The 24,951-nt window shown below is 33.9% G+C and carries 26 protein-coding genes; all 26 read left to right on the forward strand.

From position 1 onward, the window contains the following. Positions 1–136 precede the first annotated feature (136 nt). The 26 genes from RB618_RS05010 (at position 137) to RB618_RS05135 (ending at position 24,949) form a co-directional block, all read left to right on the forward strand. Complete coding sequence (locus tag RB618_RS05010) at positions 137–1,372, forward strand: beta-ketoacyl-[acyl-carrier-protein] synthase family protein (RefSeq protein WP_308067754.1); 1,236 nt, start codon at positions 137–139, stop codon at positions 1,370–1,372. Then, positions 1,365–1,619: an acyl carrier protein gene (locus RB618_RS05015; RefSeq protein ID WP_008465907.1), complete on the forward strand. Its 255-nt coding sequence runs from the start codon at positions 1,365–1,367 to the stop codon at positions 1,617–1,619. Before RB618_RS05010 ends, RB618_RS05015 begins: the two co-directional genes overlap by 8 nt. Further along, positions 1,620–2,501: a lipid A biosynthesis acyltransferase gene (locus tag RB618_RS05020; protein WP_308067755.1), complete on the forward strand. Its 882-nt coding sequence runs from the start codon at positions 1,620–1,622 to the stop codon at positions 2,499–2,501. A gap of 313 nt (positions 2,502–2,814) precedes the next feature. Beyond that, entirely contained in the window at positions 2,815–3,717 is a 903-nt protein-coding gene (locus tag RB618_RS05025; RefSeq protein ID WP_308067756.1) for a dialkylrecorsinol condensing enzyme DarA, read from the forward strand. Between the two features lie 17 nt (positions 3,718–3,734). After that, the gene (locus RB618_RS05030; RefSeq protein WP_308067757.1) at positions 3,735–4,868 is read left to right on the forward strand and encodes a beta-ketoacyl-ACP synthase III; all 1,134 of its coding nucleotides are present in this window, start codon (positions 3,735–3,737) and stop codon (positions 4,866–4,868) included. Continuing rightward, positions 4,868–5,296, forward strand: a complete 429-nt coding sequence (locus RB618_RS05035) for a hypothetical protein (RefSeq protein ID WP_308067758.1) — start codon at positions 4,868–4,870, stop codon at positions 5,294–5,296. The genes RB618_RS05030 and RB618_RS05035 overlap by 1 nt, the downstream gene beginning before the upstream one ends. Before the next feature lie 8 nt (positions 5,297–5,304). Continuing rightward, a complete protein-coding gene (locus RB618_RS05040; RefSeq protein WP_308067759.1) occupies positions 5,305–5,772 on the forward strand; it encodes an ABC transporter permease in 468 nt (155 codons plus the stop codon). A gap of 322 nt (positions 5,773–6,094) precedes the next feature. Then, on the forward strand, positions 6,095–6,499 hold the full coding sequence (locus RB618_RS05045; protein ID WP_308067760.1) for a hypothetical protein: 405 nt from the start codon (positions 6,095–6,097) through the stop codon (positions 6,497–6,499). Further along, positions 6,500–7,498 carry a BtrH N-terminal domain-containing protein gene (locus RB618_RS05050; RefSeq protein ID WP_308067761.1) on the forward strand — a complete coding sequence of 333 codons (999 nt, stop codon included), beginning with the start codon at positions 6,500–6,502 and terminating at the stop codon, positions 7,496–7,498. Positions 7,499–7,561: 63 nt separating this feature from the next. Further along, positions 7,562–8,260 (forward strand): ABC transporter ATP-binding protein, encoded by a 699-nt coding sequence (locus RB618_RS05055; RefSeq protein WP_308067762.1) that lies wholly within the window; start codon positions 7,562–7,564, stop codon positions 8,258–8,260. Continuing rightward, entirely contained in the window at positions 8,250–9,533 is a 1,284-nt protein-coding gene (locus RB618_RS05060) for an ABC transporter permease (protein WP_308067763.1), read from the forward strand. Before RB618_RS05055 ends, RB618_RS05060 begins: the two co-directional genes overlap by 11 nt. After that, entirely contained in the window at positions 9,508–9,957 is a 450-nt protein-coding gene (locus tag RB618_RS05065) for a thioesterase family protein (RefSeq protein ID WP_290963861.1), read from the forward strand. The genes RB618_RS05060 and RB618_RS05065 overlap by 26 nt, the downstream gene beginning before the upstream one ends. A 261-nt stretch (positions 9,958–10,218) precedes the next feature. Continuing rightward, positions 10,219–11,370 (forward strand): beta-ketoacyl synthase N-terminal-like domain-containing protein, encoded by a 1,152-nt coding sequence (locus RB618_RS05070; RefSeq protein WP_308067764.1) that lies wholly within the window; start codon positions 10,219–10,221, stop codon positions 11,368–11,370. Positions 11,371–11,449: 79 nt separating this feature from the next. Then, a complete protein-coding gene (locus RB618_RS05075; protein WP_308067765.1) occupies positions 11,450–12,067 on the forward strand; it encodes a 3-oxoacyl-ACP synthase in 618 nt (205 codons plus the stop codon). A gap of 2 nt (positions 12,068–12,069) precedes the next feature. Further along, positions 12,070–12,327, forward strand: a complete 258-nt coding sequence (locus RB618_RS05080; protein ID WP_111378796.1) for a phosphopantetheine-binding protein — start codon at positions 12,070–12,072, stop codon at positions 12,325–12,327. A 151-nt stretch (positions 12,328–12,478) separates the two neighbouring features. After that, complete coding sequence (locus tag RB618_RS05085; protein WP_308067766.1) at positions 12,479–13,678, forward strand: beta-ketoacyl-[acyl-carrier-protein] synthase family protein; 1,200 nt, start codon at positions 12,479–12,481, stop codon at positions 13,676–13,678. Next, positions 13,678–14,739 carry a beta-ketoacyl synthase N-terminal-like domain-containing protein gene (locus RB618_RS05090; protein ID WP_308067767.1) on the forward strand — a complete coding sequence of 354 codons (1,062 nt, stop codon included), beginning with the start codon at positions 13,678–13,680 and terminating at the stop codon, positions 14,737–14,739. The genes RB618_RS05085 and RB618_RS05090 overlap by 1 nt, the downstream gene beginning before the upstream one ends. A gap of 113 nt (positions 14,740–14,852) precedes the next feature. After that, entirely contained in the window at positions 14,853–15,521 is a 669-nt protein-coding gene (locus RB618_RS05095; protein ID WP_308067768.1) for a polysaccharide deacetylase family protein, read from the forward strand. Positions 15,522–15,632: 111 nt separating this feature from the next. Next, the gene (locus RB618_RS05100) at positions 15,633–16,259 is read left to right on the forward strand and encodes an outer membrane lipoprotein carrier protein LolA (protein ID WP_308067769.1); all 627 of its coding nucleotides are present in this window, start codon (positions 15,633–15,635) and stop codon (positions 16,257–16,259) included. Further along, positions 16,225–16,860, forward strand: a complete 636-nt coding sequence (locus tag RB618_RS05105; protein WP_308067770.1) for a hypothetical protein — start codon at positions 16,225–16,227, stop codon at positions 16,858–16,860. The genes RB618_RS05100 and RB618_RS05105 overlap by 35 nt, the downstream gene beginning before the upstream one ends. A gap of 37 nt (positions 16,861–16,897) precedes the next feature. Continuing rightward, a complete protein-coding gene (locus RB618_RS05110) occupies positions 16,898–17,497 on the forward strand; it encodes a porin family protein (protein ID WP_308067771.1) in 600 nt (199 codons plus the stop codon). 40 nt (positions 17,498–17,537) lie between these two features. Further along, on the forward strand, positions 17,538–17,909 hold the full coding sequence (locus tag RB618_RS05115) for a 3-hydroxyacyl-ACP dehydratase (protein WP_308067772.1): 372 nt from the start codon (positions 17,538–17,540) through the stop codon (positions 17,907–17,909). A gap of 2 nt (positions 17,910–17,911) precedes the next feature. Continuing rightward, complete coding sequence (locus RB618_RS05120; RefSeq protein ID WP_308067773.1) at positions 17,912–18,397, forward strand: hypothetical protein; 486 nt, start codon at positions 17,912–17,914, stop codon at positions 18,395–18,397. A gap of 16 nt (positions 18,398–18,413) precedes the next feature. Beyond that, the gene (locus tag RB618_RS05125) at positions 18,414–19,589 is read left to right on the forward strand and encodes a DUF2062 domain-containing protein (RefSeq protein WP_308067774.1); all 1,176 of its coding nucleotides are present in this window, start codon (positions 18,414–18,416) and stop codon (positions 19,587–19,589) included. 168 nt (positions 19,590–19,757) lie between these two features. After that, positions 19,758–23,435 (forward strand): 1-acyl-sn-glycerol-3-phosphate acyltransferase, encoded by a 3,678-nt coding sequence (locus RB618_RS05130; protein WP_308067775.1) that lies wholly within the window; start codon positions 19,758–19,760, stop codon positions 23,433–23,435. After that, entirely contained in the window at positions 23,432–24,949 is a 1,518-nt protein-coding gene (locus tag RB618_RS05135) for an NAD(P)/FAD-dependent oxidoreductase (protein ID WP_308067776.1), read from the forward strand. Before RB618_RS05130 ends, RB618_RS05135 begins: the two co-directional genes overlap by 4 nt. Positions 24,950–24,951: the final 2 nt, after the last annotated feature.

A 24,951-nucleotide genomic window follows, 5' to 3' on the forward strand; every position in this document is an offset into this window, starting at 1 on the left:
AAAATTGCTCGCAATCCCGATGGCTATCGGGAGCTAAGTCGCAAAGTTTTAGCAAAAGACTTAAAAAAACTTAGTGCCTTTGCGGCAAGATTAAAAAAATTACACTTTAAGGATAAAAAATTACTTTTGAAAGACGATGAATAGACGAGTTGTAATTACTGGAATGGGAATTTATTCTTGTATCGGAACTTCTTTAGACGAAGTAAAAAATTCGTTATATGAAGGAAAATCTGGTATTCAGTTTGATTCTGAACGTAAAGAATTTGGTTTCCAGTCGGCCTTAACAGGGATGGTTCCGAAAGCCGATCTTAAAAATTTATTGACGCGCAGACAACGTATGAGCATCGGTGAAGAAACTGAATATGCTTATATGGCTACTATAGAAGCTCTTAAAAATGCCAATATTGATGATGCCTTTTTCGACGAGCGCGAAGTAGGTATCATGTACGGAAACGACTCTGTTTCTAAAGCAATCATTGACGCGACAGATATTGTACGCGAGAAAAAAGACACCGCACTTATCGGCTCTGGCGCTATTTTTAAATCGATGAATTCTACCGTAACAATGAATCTTTCTACGATTTTTAAACTTCGCGGTATCAATCTTACTGTTAGTGCGGCTTGTGCGAGCGGTTCTCACTCTATTGGTTTGGCTTATTTTTTAATAAAAAGCGGTTTTCAAGATATTGTTATAACTGGCGGAGCTCAGGAAATTAACAAATATGCGATGAGCAGTTTTGATGGATTAGGTGTTTTTTCTAACCGAGAAGGCGATCCAACAAAAGCTTCAAGACCTTTTGATACTGGTCGCGACGGATTAATTCCGAGTGGCGGTGGCGCAACTTTGATTTTAGAAAGTTACGAATCTGCTATTGCTCGCGGCGCCAATATTATTGCTGAAATTGGCGGTTACGGATTTTCATCAAATGGCGGACATATCTCAACTCCAAACGTTGAAGGACCAGCAACAGCAATGAAGCGTGCACTTGACGATGCCAAATTAGAAGCTTCAGATATTGAATATATAAATGCTCATGCGACCTCAACGCCAGTTGGAGATGCCAATGAAGCCAAAGCCATTTTTGAAGTTTTTGGAGAAAAAAATCCTCCGGTAAGTTCTACAAAATCAATGACTGGCCACGAATGCTGGATGGCGGGAGCCAGCGAAATCATTTATTCTATCCTCATGATGCAGCACGATTTTATCGCGCCAAACATCAATTTGGAAAACCCAGATGAAGATGCGTCAAAATTAAATTTAGTTAAAACTACGTTAAACAAAAAATTTGACATATTTTTGTCCAATTCTTTCGGTTTCGGAGGAACCAACTCTGCGTTGGTGGTTAAAAAGTTTAAATTGAACAATGAATAAAGAAGAGATTATAGCAAAAATTAATGGTTTTTTAGTTGATGAATTTGAAGTTGATAATGACGACATTGAACCAAATGCTAATTTAAAAGATACACTTGGGTTAGACAGTCTGGATTATGTTGATTTGGTCGTTTCAATAGAGGCAAACTTTGGTGTAAAACTAGTTGAAGCAGATTTTGTTGGAATTTCTGATTTTCAAAGTTTTTATGACTTAATCGAAACTAAAATCAAAGCCAAATCAGCTTAAATGAGTCAATGGGATGGTAAATCCAAAGGAACTGTTTTAGGTTATAAAATATTCGTTTTTTTAATTCAAAAAGCGGGTGTCAAAGCTGCTTATGCCTTACTTTATTTCGTAGCTTCTTATTATTTTTTGTTTCTTAGAAAAAGCAACAAAGCTATTTTCTATTACTTTAAAGAAAGGTTGCAATACTCCTATTTCAAATCCAAAAAAATGGTTTTCAAAAGCTATTATACTTTTGGACAAACCATTATTGATAAAGTTTCCATTTCTGCTGGAATGAGAAACAGATTCACTTACGAATTTGACGGAATAGAAACACTGAAAAAATTACTTGCCGAGAAAAAAGGCGGTGTTCTTATTAGTGCACATGTTGGTAATTTTGAAATTGCAGAACATTTTCTAGGAGATATTGATCTTAATTTCCAAATCAATCTTGTTACAACAGATTTAGAACATTCTGCTATTAAGAATTATCTAGAAAGTGTTTCTCAAAAACCAACCGTAAAATTTATTATCATCAAAGAGGATCTCTCTCATATTTTTGAGATCAATGCCGCTTTGGCCAATAACGAATTAATCTGCTTTACAGGCGATCGTTATTTTGAAGGAACAAAATCGCTTTCTGAAAATCTTTTAGGCAAAGAAGCCAATTTTCCTGCGGGTCCGTTTTTAATTGCTTCAAGATTAAAAGTTCCAGTAGTTTTTGTTTACGTAATGAAAGAACCAAACCTTCATTATCATTTATACGCAAGAGAAGCCGAAGTCAAACACCGAGACGAAAAAGCGCTTTTGAAAGAATATGTAAAAAGCGTAGAAAGCATCTTAGATCGTTATCCATTACAATGGTTCAATTATTTTGATTTTTGGAACGATATAAAATCGTAATTTTTTTTAGCCACAACCCGAGCGATAGCGAACAGGCGAAGCAATTCACGAATTTCGCTAATCATTTGTACCGAAATTTTAGCTGTGAATTTCACCAATTTCCATTAATCTATTTTTTGTAAAATCATAACTTTTGCACGAATGATAATTCGTGAAATAAACGTCATTCATAATTTAAACAAAATCATTCATAACAGCTGTATTTTGAATAATTCGTGAATTCGTGGCTAATAAAAAAACCTTGGTCGAAATAAGAAAATTCGTTTAAATAAATTTACTTATTTTTGCTGACCACCAAAGCCAAAAAACCTAAATGAAAAATGTTCTCGTAATTTATTATACGCAATCTGGACAACTGGAATCTATTGCAAAAAATATTGCAAAACCATTCCTAAATTCAGACGAAATAAATCTCACATTTCACGAAATACAATTAGAAAAACCATTCCCATTTCCATGGAACAAAGAATCCTTTTTTGATGCCTTTCCAGAATCTTTTTTACAGATTCCAACCGCATTAAAACCAGTTCCAGAAGAAATTCTAAATACAAAGTTTGATCTAGTTTTATTTCATTATCAGGTTTGGTACTTATCGCCTTCAATTCCGATCAATTCATTTTTGAAAAGTGATGATGCCAAGAAAATTTTAAACAATACACCTGTTATCACGATAAGCGGTTCAAGAAACATGTGGATTATGGCTCAGGAAAAAATCAAAGTTTTACTGAGAAAAGCCAATGCCAATTTGGTCGGAAACGTAGCTTTGGTAGATCGCGTTGGAAATTTAATCAGTGTAATTACCATTGTAGAATGGATGTTCTCTGGGGTTAAGAAAAAATATTTAGGCATTTTTCCGCTTCCTGGGGTTTCAGAAAAAGACATACAAGAATCGAGTCAGTTTGGAGAAATCATGCTGGATTCTTTACAGCAAAATAATTTAGCCCAATTACAGCCAAAATTGGTCGATGCCGGCGCTGTAAAAATAAGTTCGTATTTGGTGACTGTCGACAAAACGGCCAATAAAATTTTTAATAAATGGTCAAATATCATTTATAAAAATCAAAAAAACCGAAAACAGCTGCTTAAAGTATTTAATGTTTATTTATTCCTTGCGATATGGTTAATCTCACCAATAGTGTATATATTGCACCTTATTACCTATCCGCTTAAGTTAAAATCTATAAAAAAGGAAACTCAATATTATCAGGGAGTTTAGAAGACGAAATTTAAATTATGTTTGAAGTATATATTACAAAAGCTGCAAAATATTTGCCAAACGAAGCCGTTTCAAATGACGAAATGGAAGCCTATCTAGGCCTTATCAATGATACTGCTTCAAAAGCAAGACGCATTATTTTGCGCAATAATAAAATTACAAGCCGATATTACGCTGTTGACAAAGAAGGAAAAAGCACTCACAGCAATGCCGAATTAACCAAAAATGCTATTTTACCATTATTTGACGAAAACTTTACGCCACAAGATTTAGAAGTACTTTCATGCGGGACCTCAACTCCCGACATTTTTCTGCCTTCGCACGCTGCGATGGTTCACGGTCTTTTAAAAAATAAATCGGTAGAATTAAACTCTTCAACAGGAGTTTGCTGTGCCGGAATGAACTCTCTTAAATTTGGTTTTCTTTCTATAAAATCTGGAAATTCAAAAAATGCAATCTGTACAGGATCAGAAAAAGTTTCGACCTGGCTGAATGCTCAAAAATACAATCACGAGGCCGACAATTTAAAAAGCCTTGAAGAACAGCCAATTATTGCTTTCAAAAAAGATTTCCTTCGTTGGATGTTGTCTGATGGTGCAGGAGCTTTTCTTTTGGAAAATAAACCAAGAGGACCAATTTCACTAAAAATCGAATGGATGGAAGCTTTTTCGTATGCATACGAATTAGAAACCTGCATGTATGCTGGAGGTGATAAATTGGAAAATGGAGAAATTAAAGGCTGGAGCGATTATTCGCCAGAACAATGGCTGAACGAATCTGTTTTTTCAATAAAACAAGACGTTAAATTATTAGATGAATTTATCCTGTCAAAAGGTGCTGAAAGCATGAAAGACGCCATGGATAAAAACAATATTAAATCGGAAGATATCAATTACTTTATTCCTCACGTTTCTTCAAACTTTTTTGTTGAAGGACTGAAAAAAGGATTAAATGAAAAAGGTATCGGAATGAGCGATGACAAATGGTTCATGAATCTTTCTCGAGTTGGAAATGTCGGCTCTGCCTCTATTTATCTAGCTCTTGAAGAATTATTGAATTCAGGGAATTTGAAAAAAGGAGATAAAATTTTATTATCTGTTCCAGAAAGCGGAAGATTTTCTTTTGCTTATGCCTATTTAACAGTTTGTTAATGGAAACAATGCTTTTAGAAAAAGAAATGGTAGAAAATTTATTGCCGCAAAAGTTCCCTTTTGTGATGGTAGACGCTATGCATTCTTATTCTGAAACTTCTTTGGTTTCAGGTTTAGAAATTCAGCGCGAGAATATTTTTGTATCAAACGATATTTTTCTTGAAGCTGGATTAATAGAACATATGGCACAATCTGTGGCATTGCATACAGGATATCAATATTTTTTGAAAAACGAAATTGCTCCAACGGGCTATATTGGTTCTATTAAAGAAATTGAAATTAAGAAACTTCCAAAGCTTAACGATACTATTCAATCTGAAGTTACAATTCTGCAGGAATTTGCAGGAATTACTCTTGTTGACATTGTTACGACGTTAAATAATGAAGAAATTGCCCGAGGACAAATGAAAACCGTTTTGGCAAAATAAAAGCATCGATGAAAACTACTTCTGCTGTTGACATACAAAATTACTTACCACACCGAGCACCAATGCTTATGGTGGATTTGATTTTGGATATAGATGCCAACTTTGTAGAAACTATCTTTTTGATAAAAGAAGACAATATTTTTGTTCAGAATACTGTTTTTAACGAAGCAGGTTTAATCGAAAATACAGCACAGACTTGTTCTGCAATTGTTGGAAAAAAATACTTTTTTGACGACAACGGAATCGAGAATGAAAACGTAAATGTAATCGGATTTATAAGTGCTTTGAAAAGTGTAAAAATTCATGCGCTTCCAAAAGTTGGCGATACAATCATAACAAAAGCCAATCTGGTTTCTAAATTTGTTGGAGACGATTACACTTTGTGCACAATGAGCTGCAAAAGCTTATTGGAAGACCAGATACTCTTAGAATGCGAAATTAACTTGTTTATTCAGAAAACAATTTCAGTTGGATAATTTTAAAAAAGTCATTTCACATTTAGGAATTCGAATCGGGATTTTATTGTCATTGTTTGGATTATTAGTCTTGTATTGGAGCTTCATTTATGACCCGCATTCACTTTGCGATCAAGACCAACATAGACATACAGATGCAGGTTTAGGAATGTTTGTTTTAGCATTATTCATCACTGTTTTTTTCTATTTTGGATTATTAATAGAAATGATTTATTTATTCGTGAAGAAAAACCGAATTTTAGCTTTCGCAAATCTTGGATTTTTAATAATTAGTTTATGTATAGTTTCAATCTGTATGTTTCTAATAAATTAATTTAGCAAAATGGAAAAAGACAAAGTCCCTCAGGATCAAAGCAACTTAACGAAAAACAACGTAAAAGAGCTTTTGTATGCAACAGATGAAAATGGTAATTATACCACAACATTAAGTACAGGCTGGGAACCTAAAACAATAGCACTTTCAAATTCTATTGACGAAATAAACGAACGAATTGCCGATGCCAAACAGCAGGTCTTAAATGGCGAAGTAAGTCCGATTGTGTATTTTATGGAGGCCAATAAAATGGATCTTAACATCTTATGCAGCTACGTAGGGTTTTGGAAATGGCGCGTAAAAAGACATTTTAAACCTAGTGTTTTTGCCAAACTAAACGATAAAATCCTGAAAAAATATGCTGATACTTTTGGAGTATCAATCGAAGAATTAAAAAACAGCATTACCAAATAAATGGAATTAACTTTCACACATCATCAGTCTGCTCATTGCGAGAATGGAGTAGCGTCAAATCTGCTAAAAAATAGCGGACTAAACATTAGCGAACCGATGGTTTTTGGTATTGGCTCTGGATTGTTTTTTGTATATCTGCCATTTATAAAAGTGAATCATGCACCGGCAATCAGTTACAGAACTTTGCCTGGACAGATTTTCAATAAAGTGGCTACTCGTTTAAATTTAAAAATAAAAAGACAAAAATTTTCTTCTGTTGCAAATGCCAATAAAGCATTAGACGAAAATTTAAAAAATAATATTCCAACAGGATTACAGGTTGGCGTATACAATTTAAGTTATTTCCCAGACGAATATCGTTTTCATTTCAACGCGCACAATTTAGTCGTTTACGGAAAAACCGAAACCGAATATTTAGTGAGCGATCCTGTTATGGAAACCGTTACGACTTTAACTTATGAAGACATGGATAAAGTACGTTTTGCCAAAGGAGCTTTTGCGCCTCGCGGACAAATGTACTATCCGATTCAGATTCCAAAAGAAGTCGATTTAAAAAGCGCCATCATTAAAGGAATCAAAAATACGTGCCGAGATATGCTCGCGCCAATGCCAATTGTTGGTGTTCGCGGCATCAAAATGGTTTCTCGCCAAATTCGTAAATGGCCTGCAAAACATGGCGTTAGAAAAGCCAATCATTACCTAGCGCAAATGGTTCGTATGCAGGAAGAAATTGGAACTGGAGGCGGTGGTTTCCGTTTTATTTATGCGGCATTTTTACAAGAAGCTTCGGTTATTTTAGGTAACGAAGAATTAAAAGATCTTTCTAAAGAAATGACCAAAATTGGCGATTCATGGCGTGATTTTGCTGTTGAAGCTTCCCGTATTTACAAGAACAGAAGTGCCAAAGAAGATGCCTACAACACTATTGCTGATGAACTTTTGGACATTGCCAATAGAGAAGAAATCTTTTTCAAAAAATTAAAAAAAGCGATTAGCTAACACACTATTTTGCAGTCTATCATTCAAATAGAATCCCTTTCGAAAAAGTACAAAAATGCAGAAATGTATTCTTTGGACAACGTTTCGCTAAATATAAATGAAGGTCAGATTTTTGGCCTACTTGGCCCAAACGGTGCTGGAAAAACTACTTTGATTTCTATGCTCTGCGGATTGGTAAAACCAACTTCTGGGCATTTTACAATTGATGGTTTAGACTATCAGCATCATGCTTCAAAAATTAAAAAAATCATAGGCGTTGTTCCACAAGAATATGCTTTGTATCCAACTTTAACCGCTAGAGAAAATCTGCTTTATTTTGGAAGTATGTATGGTTTAAAAGGTTCTGATTTAAAAGATAAAGTAATCGAAACGCTTGATCTTTTAGGCTTATTGAAATTTGCCGATAAACAAGTTCAGACTTTCTCCGGCGGAATGAAACGCCGTGTCAACCTGATCGCGGGAATTCTCCATAATCCAAAAGTTTTGTTTTTGGATGAACCAACAGTTGGTGTCGATGTGCATTCTAAAACTGCCATTATCGATTATTTGAAAGTGCTGAACCAAAACGGAACAACTATTATTTATACCTCGCATCATTTGGCTGAAGCCGAAGATTTCTGTTCTCAAATTGCGATTTTAGATCAAGGGCAGATTTACGCACAAGCAACTCCGTCGGCATTAATTGAATCTACAAAAGATGCTCGAAATCTCGAAGATGTTTTTATTTCATTAACTGGTAAAGCGTTGAGAGATGATATATAAAATTTGGATGTCGGTAGTAAAAGAATTCCTTTTGCTAAAAAGAGATTTAGGTGGATTGATTATTTTATTTATCATGCCTTTGGTTTTGGTAATTGCCGTAACCTTAATTCAGGACAGCACTTTTAAAGCCGTAACCGATTCTAAACTTCAGATTCTTTTGGTTGACAAAGACCATGGATCTGTTTCTAAAACGGTTTTTGAAAATTTAGAAAAAAGCAAATATTTTACTGTTGTAACCCAAATCGACAATAAACCTATTACCGAAGAAATTGCCAAAGAAAATGTCTACAAAGGAAAATTTCAATTGGCAATTGTAATTCCAGAAAACCTAAGTTCCGATTTACAGGAAAAAGTAAATCAGAATGTAGAGAAAATTGTAAGCAATTTAGGTTTGACCGATAGTACAACAGCTGCCGAACCTCAACGCGTTATTAAAGAAAAAGAAGTTAAACTGTATTTTGATCCAGCGGTACAAATGAGTTTCAAAAATGCTGTCATGAGTTCGATCGACAAAATGATTTCGCAGATTGAAACCAAATCGATTTACAGCACTTTTCAAAAACAATTAGGCGAAGAAACGATCGATTTTGAACAGAAGAACTTTATCACTTTCAAAGAAATAATTCCGAGAATCAACAACAAAGAAGTTCGTCCAAATTCCGTTCAGCATAATGTTCCGGCGTGGACACTTTTTGCTATCTTTTTTATTGTCATTCCGTTATCGATCAATATTGTAAAAGAAAAATCACAAGGAACTTTTGTTCGATTAAGAACCAATCCAGTTTCTAATTTAGTGGTGATTATCGGAAAAACCATTACCTACTCGATCATTTGCATGATTCAGTTTTATATGATGGTTGCCGTTGCCGTATTCTTATTCCCGTCGATCGGATTGCCTTCTTTAAACATTGAAGGTCATTTCTTGCTGACAAGTGTTGTTGCATTATTTTCAGGTTTTGCAGCAATCGGGTTCGGAATCTTATTAGGAACAGTGGCAAGCACGCAAGAACAATCGGCTCCGTTTGGTGCAACAAGTGTGATTATTTTAGCGGCGATTGGTGGTGTTTGGGTTCCAGTTTTTGCTATGCCGAAAATCATGCAATATATCGCAAAATCATCTCCAATGAACTGGGGGTTAGAAGCTTTTTACGATGTATTACTTAGAAACGTTTCTTTCGTCGAAATCATACCAAGAATAAGTTTATTATTTTTGTTTTTCATTATTACCACTTCCATCGCATTATTTTATGATAAAAAGAAAAGAGCAGTTTAAAGAAGCTACAGATCTAACTGTTTCACACGAAATCAGGATTCGTTTTAACGAAACAGATCCGCTTGGAATTGTTTGGCACGGCAATTATATCACGTACTTCGAAGATGGACGAGAAGCGTTTGGACGCCAACATGGACTTACGTATCTGGATATTGCCAAAACGGGTTATACAACGCCAATTGTAAAATCGACTTGCGAACATAAATTGTCTTTGCGTTATGGAGATGTGGTAACAATAGAAACAACTGTTGTCGATACTCCAGCCGCGAAAATGATTTACCGCTTTAAAATAATTGATGACAAAGGAGAAGTGGCCTGTACAGGCGAAACCACTCAGGTTTTTTTAGATAAAGACGGAAATTTAATGCTGACAAATCCTCCTTTTTATGAGGAATGGAAACGAAAAGTGGGGTTATTGAAGTAGAACACGGATTTCACGAATTTTCACGAATTAAAAATAAAATAATCTGAATCTATTTCCTGCAAGGTTTCCAAAACCTTGTAGGTATAAAAATAAAATCTGCTCAAATCTGCAAAATCTGCGTGAAACCTTTTTCCAGATAAGGCTTTAAAAATAAAATCTGCTCAAATCTGCAAAATCTGCGTGAAACCATTTTTCAGATAAAGCTTTAAAATAAATACCTACAAGGTTTCCAAAACCTTGCAGGAGAAATCGAAATATAAAATGTTAAGAGAAATATACATTACAGAAACGAATTGTATCACGCCTTTAGGTTTTGATGTTGAATCTAATATCAGCGCCATTCTTAGCGGTGATTCTGGAATTCAACTTCATAACGATGTTTCTTTGATGCCGAATCCGTTTTATGCTTCGATTATTTCTAATGAAAAAATAAACAGTGCTTTTTCAAAAATCAGCACTGAAACCAAATATTCCCGTTTAGAGAAAATGATGATTTTGGCTTTAGAACCTATTATCAAAAACTCAAACGTAGAATTAAATTCAAAAACCGCTTTTATACTTTCTACCACAAAAGGAAATGTAACCGCTTTAGCAAATGATTCTGGCGACAATTTCAACAACGCACATTTAGATGTTCTAGCTAAAAACGTTGCCAATTTCTTCGGATTCCAAACACAACCCATTGTAGTTTCAAATGCCTGTGTTTCTGGAATTTTGGCTGTTTCAGTTGCTAAAAGAATGATTCAGTCTGAACTTTATGACAGCGTTTTTGTGGTGGCTGGAGATGAAGTTTCAGAATTTGTTTTGTCTGGTTTTAATGCTTTTCAGGCGATGAGCGAACTACCTTGCAAACCCTATTCTAAAAACAGAACTGGAGTAAGTTTAGGCGAAGCGGCAGCAGCAGTTTTAGTTTCGGCGGAAGCCAAAAACGCTAAAATAAAAGTAATTGGCGACAGTTCTATAAACGATGCCAATCATATTTCTGGGCCTTCAAGAACAGGTGAAGGTTTGTTTAGAAGTATTCAAAATGCTTTGAAAGAAGCTCAAATTGAAGCTCAAAAATTAGATTATATTTCAGCACACGGAACCGCAACTCCTTATAATGACGAAATGGAAGCGATTGCCTTAACTCGTTTAGATTTACAAAATGTTCCAGTAAATAGTTTAAAAGGATTTTACGGTCATACACTTGGCGCTTCGGGATTATTGGAAACCGTAATTGCAATAGAATCTGCCAATCAAAATAAACTTTTTGAATCCAAAGGTTTTGATGAAATTGGAGTTAGTGAAAATATTAATGTGATTGAAAAAAATGGAGAAAAAAATATTGAATATTTTCTAAAAACGGCTTCTGGATTTGGAGGTTGTAATACGGCTGTGGTTTTTGAGAAAGTGAAACACAAATTACACTAATTTTCACGAATTAATTAGTGTCATTTAAACCCAATCAAAATCTGTGTTAATTCGTGAAATTAGTGTTTAAATTAAAACAATGACTCAAAACAAAACCTACATACAATCCTACATCACCATCCAAAACAACGAAATTGTTTTGAACGGAACTTCTGTATTCAAAATTGAACCGACCGATTTTGCTGATTTCTCGAAACAAGTGTATCGTAATTTTGAAATGCAATATCCAAAGTTTTTCAAAATGGATGCTTTGAGCAAACTGGCTTTTTTAGGATCAGAATTGCTTTTGAGTCCGATAACCTCAACGGAACAAGAAAATAATATTGCTTTGGTTTTGGCCAATAAATCGTCGAGTTTGGATACCGATGTAAAATATCAGGAATCTATTTCAGACAAAGAAAACTATTATCCGAGTCCGGCGGTCTTTGTTTATACACTGCCAAATATTTGTTTGGGCGAAATAAGTATCCGTCATCAGCTGAAAAGTGAAAATTCTTTCTTTATATTTGACACTTTTAACACCGAATTTATGTCTAATTATTCGAATATTCTTCTGAATACGAATAAAGCAGATGTAGTTCTATGCGGTTGGGTAGAATATTTTAACGACAATTATAAAGCTTTTTTATGTACAATTAGTACAGAAGAAAATGCAAAATATACAAACGAGACTATCAATACATTATACAATAAATAATCATGGAAGCATTAAAAGAAGAATTAAAAAATAAAATCATAACAACTTTAAACCTTGAAGATATTGCAGTAGAAGATATTGCTGATAATGATCCTTTGTTTGGAGATGGTTTAGGTTTAGACTCGATTGATGCACTTGAATTGATCGTGATTTTAGATAAAGATTACGGAATTAAATTAGTAGATCCGAAAGAAGGAAAATCTATTTTCCAGTCTATCGAAACTATGGCAGCTTACATCAGCGCAAATAGAACGAAATAATCGAAAGAAATTTTGTCAAAGATTGCTAAAACTTAGCGACTCTGCGACTTTGCGAGATTAAATTTATAAGCTTTGTTTCTTAGCTGAGAAATATGCTCGCAAAGACGCGAAGACGCAAAGTTAATCTACAATCATAAATCTAAAATCTAAAATGGCAAGAGGTGTTGCAATAACGGGAATGGGAATTATCTCTGCGATTGGTAATTCGGTTGAGGAAAACTACATTTCCTTGATTGAAAACAAAATCGGTGTTTCTCGTATTCAAAATATTTCGACTGTTCATGCAGATGTTATCAAAGTTGGCGAAATCAAAAAAACCAACGAAGATCTTGTTGATGAACTGAAATTAAATGAGGATAATAATTTCTCCAGAACCGCTATGATTGGCACTTTGGCAGCCAAACAAGCTGTTGAAAATGCTGGCATTACCGATATAAATGAATTTAGAACGGGACTTATTTCGGCTACAAGCGTTGGCGGAATGGACATGACGGAAAGACATTATTACGATTATTTCGAAAAACCAGAATTGACCAAATACATCACTTGCCACGATGGCGGCGATGTTGCCGAAAAAATTGCTGAAGAATTAGGTTTAAAAGGAATGGTTACAACCATAAGTACCGCTTGTTCGTCTGCTGCCAATTCGATTATGTTGGGAGCAAGATTGATCAAAACGGGAAAATTGGATCGCGTAATTGTGGGCGGAGCAGATGCTTTGGCAAAATTCACCATCAACGGATTCAAGACTTTGATGATTTTGTCTGACGATTACAACAAACCTTTTGACAACACCAGAAAAGGATTGAATCTTGGAGAAGCTGCCGCTTTTTTGGTTTTAGAATCGGATGAAATTGTAGCAAAACAAAACAAAAAAGTATTGGCTAGAGTTTCGGGTTACGGAAATGCAAACGACGCTTTTCATCAAACTGCTTCTTCAGAAAATGGAGACGGCGCTTATTTGGCGATGAAAAAAGCATTTGAAGTTTCGGGCTTAAAACCTTCTGAAATTGACTATATCAACGTGCACGGAACGGCAACTCCAAACAACGATTTATCTGAAGGAAGAGCTTTAAAAAGAATTTACGAAAATAAAAAAGTTCCAGATTTCAGTTCTACAAAACCTTTTACGGGACATACTTTAGCGGCTGCAGCTGCGATTGAAGCCGTTTATAGTGTTTTAGCAATTCAGAACAATGTGGTTTATCCAAATTTGAATTTTGAAGTTCCGATGGAAGAATTCGATTTGAAACCACAGACAACTTTAAAGAATAAAACTATCGAGCACGTTTTATCCAACTCTTTTGGTTTTGGTGGAAACTGTTCAACTCTTATATTTTCAAAAAGCTAATGAAGAAGACATATATAAATGGAGTAGGCTGTATTTCGACTCAAAAAACATTTGATACTGTTTTTTTAGAAGAAGCTGTTGTAAATCATGAAGAAAATGTATTGGCAATTGTTCCGCCAGCATACAAAGAATATATTTCGCCTGCTGCCAGCCGAAGAATGGCAAAAGGTGTAAAAAATGGAATCGTTGCTTCGGCATTAGCCATGAAAGATGCTAATATTGAAAATGTCGATGCGATTATTACCGGAACTGGTTTAGGATGCATCGAAGATTCTGAAAAATTTCTAAAAAGCATTTTAGATAATAATGAAGAATTTTTAACTCCAACTTCTTTTATTCAATCTACTCACAATACCGTTGGAGCGCAGATTGCACTTTTACAGCAATGTAAAGGTTATAATTTTACGTATGTAAATGGCGCTGTTTCTTTTGAATCAGCTCTTATTGACGCTAAAATGCAAATTGAAGAAGACGAAGCTAACTCAATTTTAGTGGGTGGCGTTGATGAAAATGGCGATTATACTACTTCGCTTTTTAAACTCAACGGACGAATTAAAGCAGACAATTCTGCTCCGTACGACGTTTTAAATTCTACAACAAGCGGTGCTGTTTATGGCGAAGGTGCGAGTTTTTTTGTTTTAGAAAACGAAAAAAAAGAAAATACTTATGCCGAACTTTTGGATGTTTCTATCATAAATACTTTGGAAGAAAATGAAGTTGAAACAGCTATTCAATCATTTTTAAAATATAATAATTTAGAAATTTCAGATGTTGATGCTCTTGTTTTAGGTTTTGACGGAAATGTCGATTTTGAGAATTATTATAGAAATCTTGCTGATAATGCATTTGCTCAAACTCCTATTTTATATTACAAACATTTGAGCGGAGAATACGATACAGCTTCGGCTTTTGCTTTTTGGATGGCTTCTAAAATTTTGAAAACTCAGGAAATTCCTGAAATTGCAAAAGTAAATGCTGTCGAAAAATCAGACTACAAAACGATTTTATTATACAATCAATTAAACGGAAAAAACCATAGTTTTACGCTGCTGTCAAAATGATAACGCACAAAAACATATCACTGTTTTTTATCTTTTTATTGCTTTTATTGTTTCTCCTGAATCTGTATAATGCAATTCATTTTCTGTGGTTTGTACTTATAATTCTAGTTTGGTTGGGAATAAACGCTTTTGGTTCTGCTCGAATTTCTTCCAATTATCATGTAAAAGCATTTTGCAGTAATCCGCTAGAAACAGAAAAAAAAATCGCACTTACTTTTGATGACGGTCCTAGCATTTATACTTTGGAAGTTTTGGAACTCCTGAAAAAATACAATGCCAAAGCGACTTTTTTCTGCATCGGAAAAAACATCGAAACACATCCTGAAATTCTCCAAAAAGTAATTGACGATGGGCATTTAGTTGGAAATCATTCTTATTCACATTCTAAGTTTTTTGATTTTTATAATGCTAAAAAAATAACCGAAGAACTTCAGAAAACAGATGCCCTTCTGGAAAAATTCACTTCTAGAAAAATCAACTTTTTTCGTCCGCCTTATGGAGTTACGACGCCTTCGATTAGAAGAGCTTTAAAAATAACCGGACATAAAACAATTGGCTGGAATATTCGTTCTCTTGACGGAGGAACTCAAAATCAGGAATTAATTTTCAATCGGTTAATTCAACATATATCTCCCGGCGGAATTGTACTTTTGCACGACACAGGCAAACATTCTGTTTTGGTACTGGAACAGTTTTTGCAATTTTTACAGCAAAATAATTATGAAGTGATTTCTATTGAAGAATTACTGAAACTTAATGCTTATGAAATTGGACGCGGATAAAACAGATTCGCTTTCGCGAAAGCGCAGATAAAAACGGATTCTTGTTAAATCAAAAATTCGTGGTTTTTCGTGTAATTCGTGGCAAAAACATTAAGCACAATATTATAAAATATGAAAACTAAAATAGCACTACTCATTCTATTTATTTCAGGCAATTTGTTCGCGCAGGAACAAAAAATGACCGATGCCGAAATTGCTTCTTTTAAACAAGATGTAAATGTTGTGGCTAAAAAAATCAAAACTTTAAGTACCGATTTTGTTCAGTATAAACATTTAGATTTTTTATCGAAAGACATTGAAACTTCGGGAAAAATGGTTTTTAAAGAACCTGCTTTGCTTCAATGGCAATATAAAAAACCGTACAATTACAGCATCACTTTCAAAAACGGAAAAATTCTGATTAACGATGAAGGAAAGAAAAGTGCGGTTGATATTGGAAACAGTAAAATCTTTGCAAGAATAAATAAATTAATTATTGGAAGCGTAAGCGGAAATATGTTTGATGATAAAGAATTTACGATTTCGTATTTTAAATTGAAAGGTCAGAATCTGGCGAAATTTATTCCGAAAGATGCGACGCTGAAAAAATATATCAAGCAAATTGAACTGACTTTTGACAAAGAAGAAGCAACAGTTGTTCAAGTAAAATTATTAGAATCATCTGAAGATTACACTCGAATTGTACTTAAAAATAAAGTGATCAATGCAAAAATCGACGATTCAGTTTTTACTAATTAATTGCTTTCTGGCAATTGTTTTAATTTCTTGTGGCTCGATCATAAAAAATTATACGCCAAAAAAATTAGACAAAACGTCTTATACGGTTCCTTATTTCACAGATTCAAAAACCGATTATGTTTATAAAACAAACATCAGTGTTTACGGAAATGAATTGTCTGGAATTTTCATTGCCAAGAAAATAAACGACACTACGCACCGAATTGTTTTTACAACTGAATTCGGAAACAAATTAATGGATTTTGAAATCTCAGAAACCGATTTTAAAGTCAATTCTATTGTTTCAGAATTAGATCGAAAAATATTGATTAATACTTTAAAAGAAGATTTTAGACTGCTTTTAAAAAAGGAGTATTTGATTCAAGAGCAATTTGAAAACTCTTCAAATGACATTTATAAATCGGCAGATGGCAAACGCGACAATTATATTTTTATCTCCAAAAAAGATCAGAAATTAGAAAAGATCGTTCATTCATCTAAAACAAAAGAAAAATTTACACTGCTTTTCAATTCAGAAAACAATATTTTTGCTGATAAAATCCAAATAATTCATCAAAACATAAAGCTGAAAATCGTTTTACAGCAGCTGAAATCAGAATAAAAAATTAAACTAATCCTAAACTTTAAATCAATTAGAAATGAGAAATTTTGTTGTACTTGCATTTGTTTTATTAATCGGAATCGGATCAAGTAATGCACAGGTAAAAGCTAGTCCAGGACTTAGAGGCGGTTTGAATGTATCAACATTAACGAATATTGATGATAATAGTTCTAAAACTGATTTCTATATTGGTGGATTGGTAAATATTAAATTCAATAAATATTTCTCGGTTCAACCAGAGATAAATTATTCAAGACAAGGTGATGAAGGAAGATATTTTGAAAATGGCCGTTATTATACTGAAAAGTACGAGTTGAATTATGTAACACTGGGAGCGGTTGCAAAATTTAACTTTGGAGGTGGAGGATTTCATCTATTGGCAGGCCCTTCTTTAGATTTAAAAGTTAGTGACAATTATATAAATACGAATCCCGAAGATTTTGATCTTTCATTTGTTGGAGGTGTTGGTTATACTTTGCCAAATGGTTTAACTTTTGAAGCTCGACTTAAACAAGGATTAATTGATATTTATGGTTATAACGGATATGATTATGACAATGACGGATATTACTATAATGATGTAATCTTAAATCAAGTTTTCCAGCTTGGTATTAGCTATACATTCAAGACAAAATAATAATTTTAGGAGTTTCCTATTTACTTGGAAAATAAAAAATATGATTTTACAAGATTTCTATAAAATACTATCAGAAGAAAAAGTATCTGATTCGAAATATACAATTACAATTTTAGTCAATGAAAAACATGAGGTTTTTAAAGGACATTTCCCTGGAAATCCTATTATGCCTGGTGTCTGCATGATTCAGATTATCAAAGAACTTACAGAATCTATTACGAAAAGTTCGCTGATGATCCAGTCTTTGGCAAATGTAAAATTCATGGCGCTGATTAATCCGGAGGTAACTCCAGAATTACGATTGGAACTGGATGTTACAACAACTGAAGACGGTTTGGTAAAAGTGAAAAACACGACTTACTTTAACGACACTACTGCTCTTAAATTGAGTAATGTGTACAAAAAAATATAATTATGAAACTGTTCCTGACATTACTTTTATGGGTGAATTTTGCTGGGGTGCCAGATTTGGCTTCGATCCGCAAAATGTATTCTGATGTAGCAAAATCAGAAAGCAATGCTAAAGAGTTTGCAACAAAACTTTCTGGAGTTTCAAATAATGACGATAAGATTTTAGTAGCCTACAAAGCGGCTTCTATTTTAGTAGATTCTAAATTTGAAAAAAAATTAAGCCAGAAAATGGATCGTTTTAAAGAAGGTGCAAAATTACTTGAAGCAACAATAAAAGGTGATCCAAGTAATATCGAAATGCGAATGATCAGACTGAGCGTTCAAGAAGATGTTCCTGCTATTACGGGCTACAAGAAAAACATTAAAGAAGATAAAAAATTCATAACAACATATTATGCAGCGCAAGGTGCGGCTTTGAAAGATTATCTTAAAGACTTCGTTTTACAATCTAAAAGTTTCTCTGAAAAAGAGAAGCAATTTGTGAAGTAAGCTCAAAAAACACCTCATGAAATCACAGCAAGAATTACTCAGTTCGACTAACTTTTGCGTTATTGTACCCACTTACAATAACCAAAAAACACTGAAAAAAGTACTGGATTCTATTTTAGATTTCACCACAAATGTCATTATTATCAATGACGGTTCAACTGATTCTACAAGCGAAATTCTAAAATCGTATTCGGAATTAACTCAAATTCACCATCCTAAAAACTTAGGAAAAGGACGAGCGCTGAGAAACGGATTTAGAAAAGCGCTTGAACTAAATTTTGAATACGCCATTACAATCGATTCTGACGGTCAGCATTTTGCAGCAGATATTCCAATTTTCTTAGAAGCAATTCAAGAAGAACCAAGCGCTCTTTTGATTGGAAGCCGAAATATGACTCAGGAAAATGTTCCGAAGAAAAGCAGTTTTGGAAACAAGTTTTCTAATTTCTGGTTCAAGTTTGAAACCGGAATTAAACTCGACGATACCCAATCTGGTTTTAGATTATATCCACTTCGACTGCTTCCAAAACGTTTTTATACCAATAAATTTGAATTTGAAATTGAAGTTATCGTACGTGCGGCTTGGAAAGGAATTGTGGTAAAAAATATTCCGATTCAAGTTTTGTATGATCCTGCCGAAAGAGTTTCGCATTTCCGTCCGTTTCAAGATTTTACCCGAATTAGTATTTTAAATACGGTTTTGGTTTCTAATGCTTTGCTGTACATAAAACCGAGAGATTTTTTTAGAAGAGCAAAAAAAAAAGGTTTTAAAAAATTCTTTCTCGAAGATATTTTAGAAAGCAACGATTCTAATTTCAAAAAATCGGCCGCAATCGCGCTCGGTATTTTTATCGGACTTTCGCCTTTTTGGGGATTTCAAACCATATTGCTTTTTACTTTTGCTGCCTTGTTCAGACTCAACAAAGTCATTGCTTATCTTACTTCAAATGTAAGTTTTCCGCCTTTTATTCCGTTTATTATTTTTGCTTCGCTTCAAGTTGGGAGTGTTTTTGTAACCAGTGACACACCGCTGGTTTTAGACAGTTCGATTACGCTCGATGATATTCAAAAAAATGCTACACAATATATCGTAGGAAGTCTTATTTTAGCATCCGTTTCAGCGCTATCAGTTGGCTTTATAAGTTATTTGCTTTTAACGGCTTTTAGTTCTAAAAAACAAATCGAAAATTAAATTAAGTTTGCCACAGATTAAAAGGATTAAAATGATTTTTACATCCAGTTTGTCAGGCTGAGCGAAGTCGAAGCCCACGTCCAATTGGAACGCCCTTCGACTTCGCTCAGGGTAACAAACCAAAGCTAATCTTTTAATTCGTGGGGAAAAAAATTTTAAACCTAAACCATGCATCAATACTTCTACGCCATTCATTTATTTGTAAACCGAAGAAAATCTCTTTCGGTTTTTTTGGCTGTTCTGATGCTTTTGGTTTTTGGATTTTTCGCCTCAAGATTAAAATTTGAAGAAGATATCACCAAACTTATTCCAACAAACGATAAAACCGATGTTACCGCCAAAGTCTTAAAACAATTAAACTTTGCCGATAAAACCACCGTAATTTTTAGCTTAGATAAAAATGGTTCTGCCGAGGATTTAAAAGAAATGGCAACTATTTTTTCAGACAGTGTTTCTAAATCCTGCAAACCGTATATAACGGGAATTCAAGGAAAAATAGACGAAGAAAACATTCAGGAAACCATAGATTTTGTTTACAATAATTTACCGCTTTTTCTAGATGATAACGATTATGCTGCTATCGAGAAGAAACTTCAAAAAGACAGTATTGCAGCAACCGTTCAAGGAAATTACAAATCGATTATTTCTCCGTCTGGATTTATTACCAAAGATTTTATTCTGCAAGATCCGTTTGGGATTTCTTTTATTGCTTTAAAAAAATTACAGCAATTAAACATTGGCGACGATTTTACGCTCGAAAATGGTTTTGTAATGACAAAGGATAAAAAGAAATTATTGCTTTTTATAACATCGAATATTCCATCAAGCGAAACAGAAAAAAATACGGTTTTTGCTGAAAAGCTGAAATCCATTCAGGAAAATCTCAATCAGAAATTTAAAGGAAAAACGTCGATCAGTTATTTTGGTTCTGCATTAATTGCCGTTGCAAATGCCAATCAGATAAAAGGAGATATTATTTTGACAACATCCATCGCGATGTTTACTTTAATGCTGATTCTGATTTTATTTTATAGAAAAATATTAATTCCCCTTATTATTTTTCTGCCAACGGTTTTTGGCGGTTTATTTGCTATTGCATTTTTATATTTCGTTAGAGAACAGATTTCGGCAATTTCTTTAGGAATTGGTTCTATTTTATTGGGAATCACAATCGATTATTCTATTCATATTCTCACGCATTACAAACACAACAGCGATGTAAAGACATTGTACAAAGACATTACAATGCCAGTAATTATGAGCAGTTCTACAACTGCGGTTGCGTTTTTATGTCTGCTTTTTGTAAAGTCAGATGCCCTGAATGATCTCGGAATTTTCGCTGCTGTTATCGTTATGGCTTCAGCTATTTTCTCGCTTTTGATTGTTCCTCATTTATATAAACCAAAAGAAAATCCAGCAGAACACAAAAAGAATGTGATCGATAAAATGGCTCACTTTTCTTTTCACAACAATAAAATCTTAATCGGACTCTGTGTTATCATTACCATAATCTGCTGTTTTACTTATAATGATGTTAGTTTTAATAATGATTTATCACAGCTGAATTTTATTCCGAAAGAAATTAAAGCTGCCGAAAAACAACTGGAAGAAAGCACGAGTTTAACTTCCAAAACGATTTATGTCGCTTCTTACGGAAAAACGATGGAAGAAGCTTTGCAACATAATAGCAAACTTTTTGATGATTTATCTGCAGAAAAAAAACAGGATAAAATTTTAAATTTCAGCTCGGTTGGCGAGATTGTGCTTTCGCAAAAGGAACAATTGCAAAAAATTGAAAAGTGGGATTCGTTTTGGAATTCGCAGAAAAAACAATTTGTAAAATCTGAATTAATCTCAGAAGGTTCTAAACTTGGTTTTAAACCAACAACATACACTTTATTTTTTGATCATTTAGACTTTGATTTTAAACCCGTTTCTGCGGATGAATTTTTAAAAATTAAAGCGCTTCAGTTACAAGAATTCATCACAGAGAAAAATGGTTTTTACACCGTTTCCACTTTAGTAAAAGTTGCTCCAGAACAGCGAGATGCTTTTGTAAAATCGGCTTCCGCAAAAGAAAACATAATTGCAATCGATCGCCAGCAGATGAACGAAACGTTTTTCAGCACTTTAAAAACCGATTTTAATTCGCTTGTAAATTATTCATTTGTAGCCGTAGTTTTAATTCTGTTTTTCTTTTTCCGAAGAATCGAATTGGTAATCATAAGCTGTATTCCAATTGCGTTGACGGGGATTGTGACCGCAGGAATTATGGGTATTTTTGGCATTCAGATGAACATTTTCAGTATGATTGTCTGCACGTTGATTTTTGGTCACGGAGTCGATTTTAGCATTTTCATGACCAGTGCCTTGCAAAAAGAATATACAAATGGCGTTAACGAAATTGCCATTTACAGAACCTCAATTATTCTGGCAGTTATCACGACAATCTTAGGAATCGGCGCGATGATTTTTGCTAAACATCCTGCTCTTACTTCCATTTCACTGGTTTCGTTAATTGGGGTTTTTGCGGCACTGATTATTACGTTTATTTTCTACCCGATTTTATTCAAACTGTTTTTATCCAATCGTCCGAAAAAAGGAAATCCGCCTTTTCAATTACGAACTTTTGTTCATGGTGTAATTTCATTTGCTTATTATGGTTTGGGAGGAATCGTAATGTCGGTTTTCAGTTTTACTATCATGCCAATTTTGCCTTTTAGCAAAAAATCAAAAATGAAAGCTTTCCGATATGTGGTTTCAAAATTCATGAAATCGGTGTTGTATTCAAATCCTTTTATTCGCAAAAAAGTAGTTAATAATTTCAATGAAACATTTGAGAAACCAGCTGTAATTATTGCCAATCATTCTTCTTTTCTGGATATTTTGGCAATCGGAATGCTAAGTCCGAAAATCATTTTCTTGGTGAGCGACTGGGTTTACAACTCTCCTATTTTTGGCGGTGTTGTGAGAAAAGCAGGTTTTTATCCTGTTTCTGAAGGTCTTGAAGGAGGAGTTGAACATTTACGCAAAAAAGTAAACGAAGGATATTCTCTGATGGTTTTTCCAGAAGGAACCCGATCAGAAAACAATGTTATAAAGAGATTCCATAAAGGCGCATTTTTCCTTGCCGAAGAATTTAAAATAGATATTCTTCCTGTGGTCATTCATGGCGCTTCAGAACTAATTCCGAAAGGCGATTTTGTTATTCATCACGGAAAATTGACGGTTACCATCTTAGAAAGAATTGCTCCAGACGATCTTACATTTGGAACTAATTATACCGAAAGAACCAAACAAATAAGTACTTTCTTTAAAGCTGAATTCCGCAAAATAAGACAAGAACTTGAAAGTCCAGATTATTTCAAAACAATGCTGATTAACAGTTACGATTATAAAGAAATCGAAGTTGGAAATAGCGTCAAAAAAGATTTGAAACAAAATCTCGAAACTTATTACAACTTAAATAAATACATGCAACCAAAAGCGAAAATCCTTCATTTAGGAAATGATTATGGCCAGTTGGATGTATTGATGGCCTTACAGGAACCGCAACGAAAAATATTTTCTTTTATAAATGATGAAGAAAAACTGCTGGTTGCCAAAACGAATTATATCGTTACAAAGAGAAAAATAGTTTATCTGGAGAATCTAGAATCTGCACTTGAAAATCATTATGACATTCTCTTAATTTCTGACGAAAGTTATCATGATGAAATTGAAAAAGCAATTTCGAATGTTGCTTCTATAATTTTAATGAATTGTTCCCGTTTAAAAAATCAGTTTGAAGATTTTGAAATTATTTCTGAAGAAAATGCTTTACTAGTTTTAAAGAAAAAAGGATGAAAAAACAGTACGATGTAGTGATAATTGGCAGCGGTTTAGGCGGATTGGTTTCTGCTGTTATTCTGGCAAAAGAAGGCTACAGCGTTTGTGTACTCGAAAAAAACAATCAATACGGGGGAAATCTACAGACTTTCGTAAGAGACAAAACCATTTTTGATACAGGAATTCATTACATCGGAGGTTTAGGCGAAGGCCAAAATCTTCACCAGTATTTCAAATATATCGGAATAATGGATCATTTGAATCTAAAAAAAATGGATGAAGATGGTTTTGATATTATTTCTTTTGTTAACGATAAAACCGAATATCCGCATGCGCAGGGTTTTGAAAATTTCATTGAAAAACTAACTCAATATTTTCCTGAAGAAAAAGAAAATCTAGAACAATATTGCCAAAAAATAAAAGCCGTCTGCAAAGCATTTCCGCTTTACAATCTAGAATCTGAGGGAAAATATGACGATGAAATTTTAACGCTTAACGCGAAAGAAACAATCGATTCTTTTACTGAAAATGAAAAACTGAAAGCCGTTTTGGCAGGATCTAATTTTCTATATGCTGGAATTCCAGATAAATCTCCTTTTTACGTCCATGCGCTTGTCGTAAACTCGTATATCGAAAGTTCATGGCGTTGCGTAAATGGCGGAAGTCAGATTACGAAACAGCTTTTGAAACAATTGAAAAAATACGGTGGCGAGTTTTTCAAACATAAAGAAGTCACCAAAATTGAAGTTGAAAACCACAAGGTGAATTCGGTACAAATGAAAGATGGAACCGAAGTTTCTGGAACGTATTTTATTTCGAACATCGAGCCTAAAACGACTTTGAAAATGGCGGGACAGGAAAACTTTAGAAAACCATTTTTCAATAGAATTCAGAATTTAGAAAACGTACTTTCTGCTTTCAGTTTGTATATCGTTTTTAAACCCAAAACTTTCAAATACATTAATCACAATTATTATCATTTTAAAAGTGCAAATGATGTTTGGACCGCTTATGAATACGATGAAAATTCATGGCCTAAAACCTTTATGGCTTCTATGAGTCCGTCAAAGAAAGATGAAGAATGGGCAGACGGAATGACGTTTTTGACTTATATGAAATACGATGATGTTAAAACTTGGGAAAACACTTTCAATACCACTTTTGAAGAAAATGATCGAGGAGAAAGTTATGAAGAATTCAAAACCAAAAAAGCCGCGAAATTTTTAATAGAAATCGAAAAGAAATTCCCTGGAATAAAAGAATGTATTAAATCAGTTCATACTTCCACACCGCTTTCATATCGCGATTACATTGGCGGAGACGGCGGAAATATGTACGGATATGTTAAAGATTCAAATAATCCGATGAAAACTATGATTCCTACTAAAACTAAGGTAGAAAATCTTTATCTTACAGGCCAAAGTATCAACATGCATGGTGTCTTGGGAGTTACGGTTGGAGCGGTTATAACCTGCTCTGAAATTGTAGGAAAAGAATATCTGCTCGAAAAAATTAAAAAAGCATCTGAATAGTC

It is taken from the genome of Flavobacterium sp. LHD-85, assembly GCF_030929595.1.
Taxonomy (GTDB): domain Bacteria; phylum Bacteroidota; class Bacteroidia; order Flavobacteriales; family Flavobacteriaceae; genus Flavobacterium.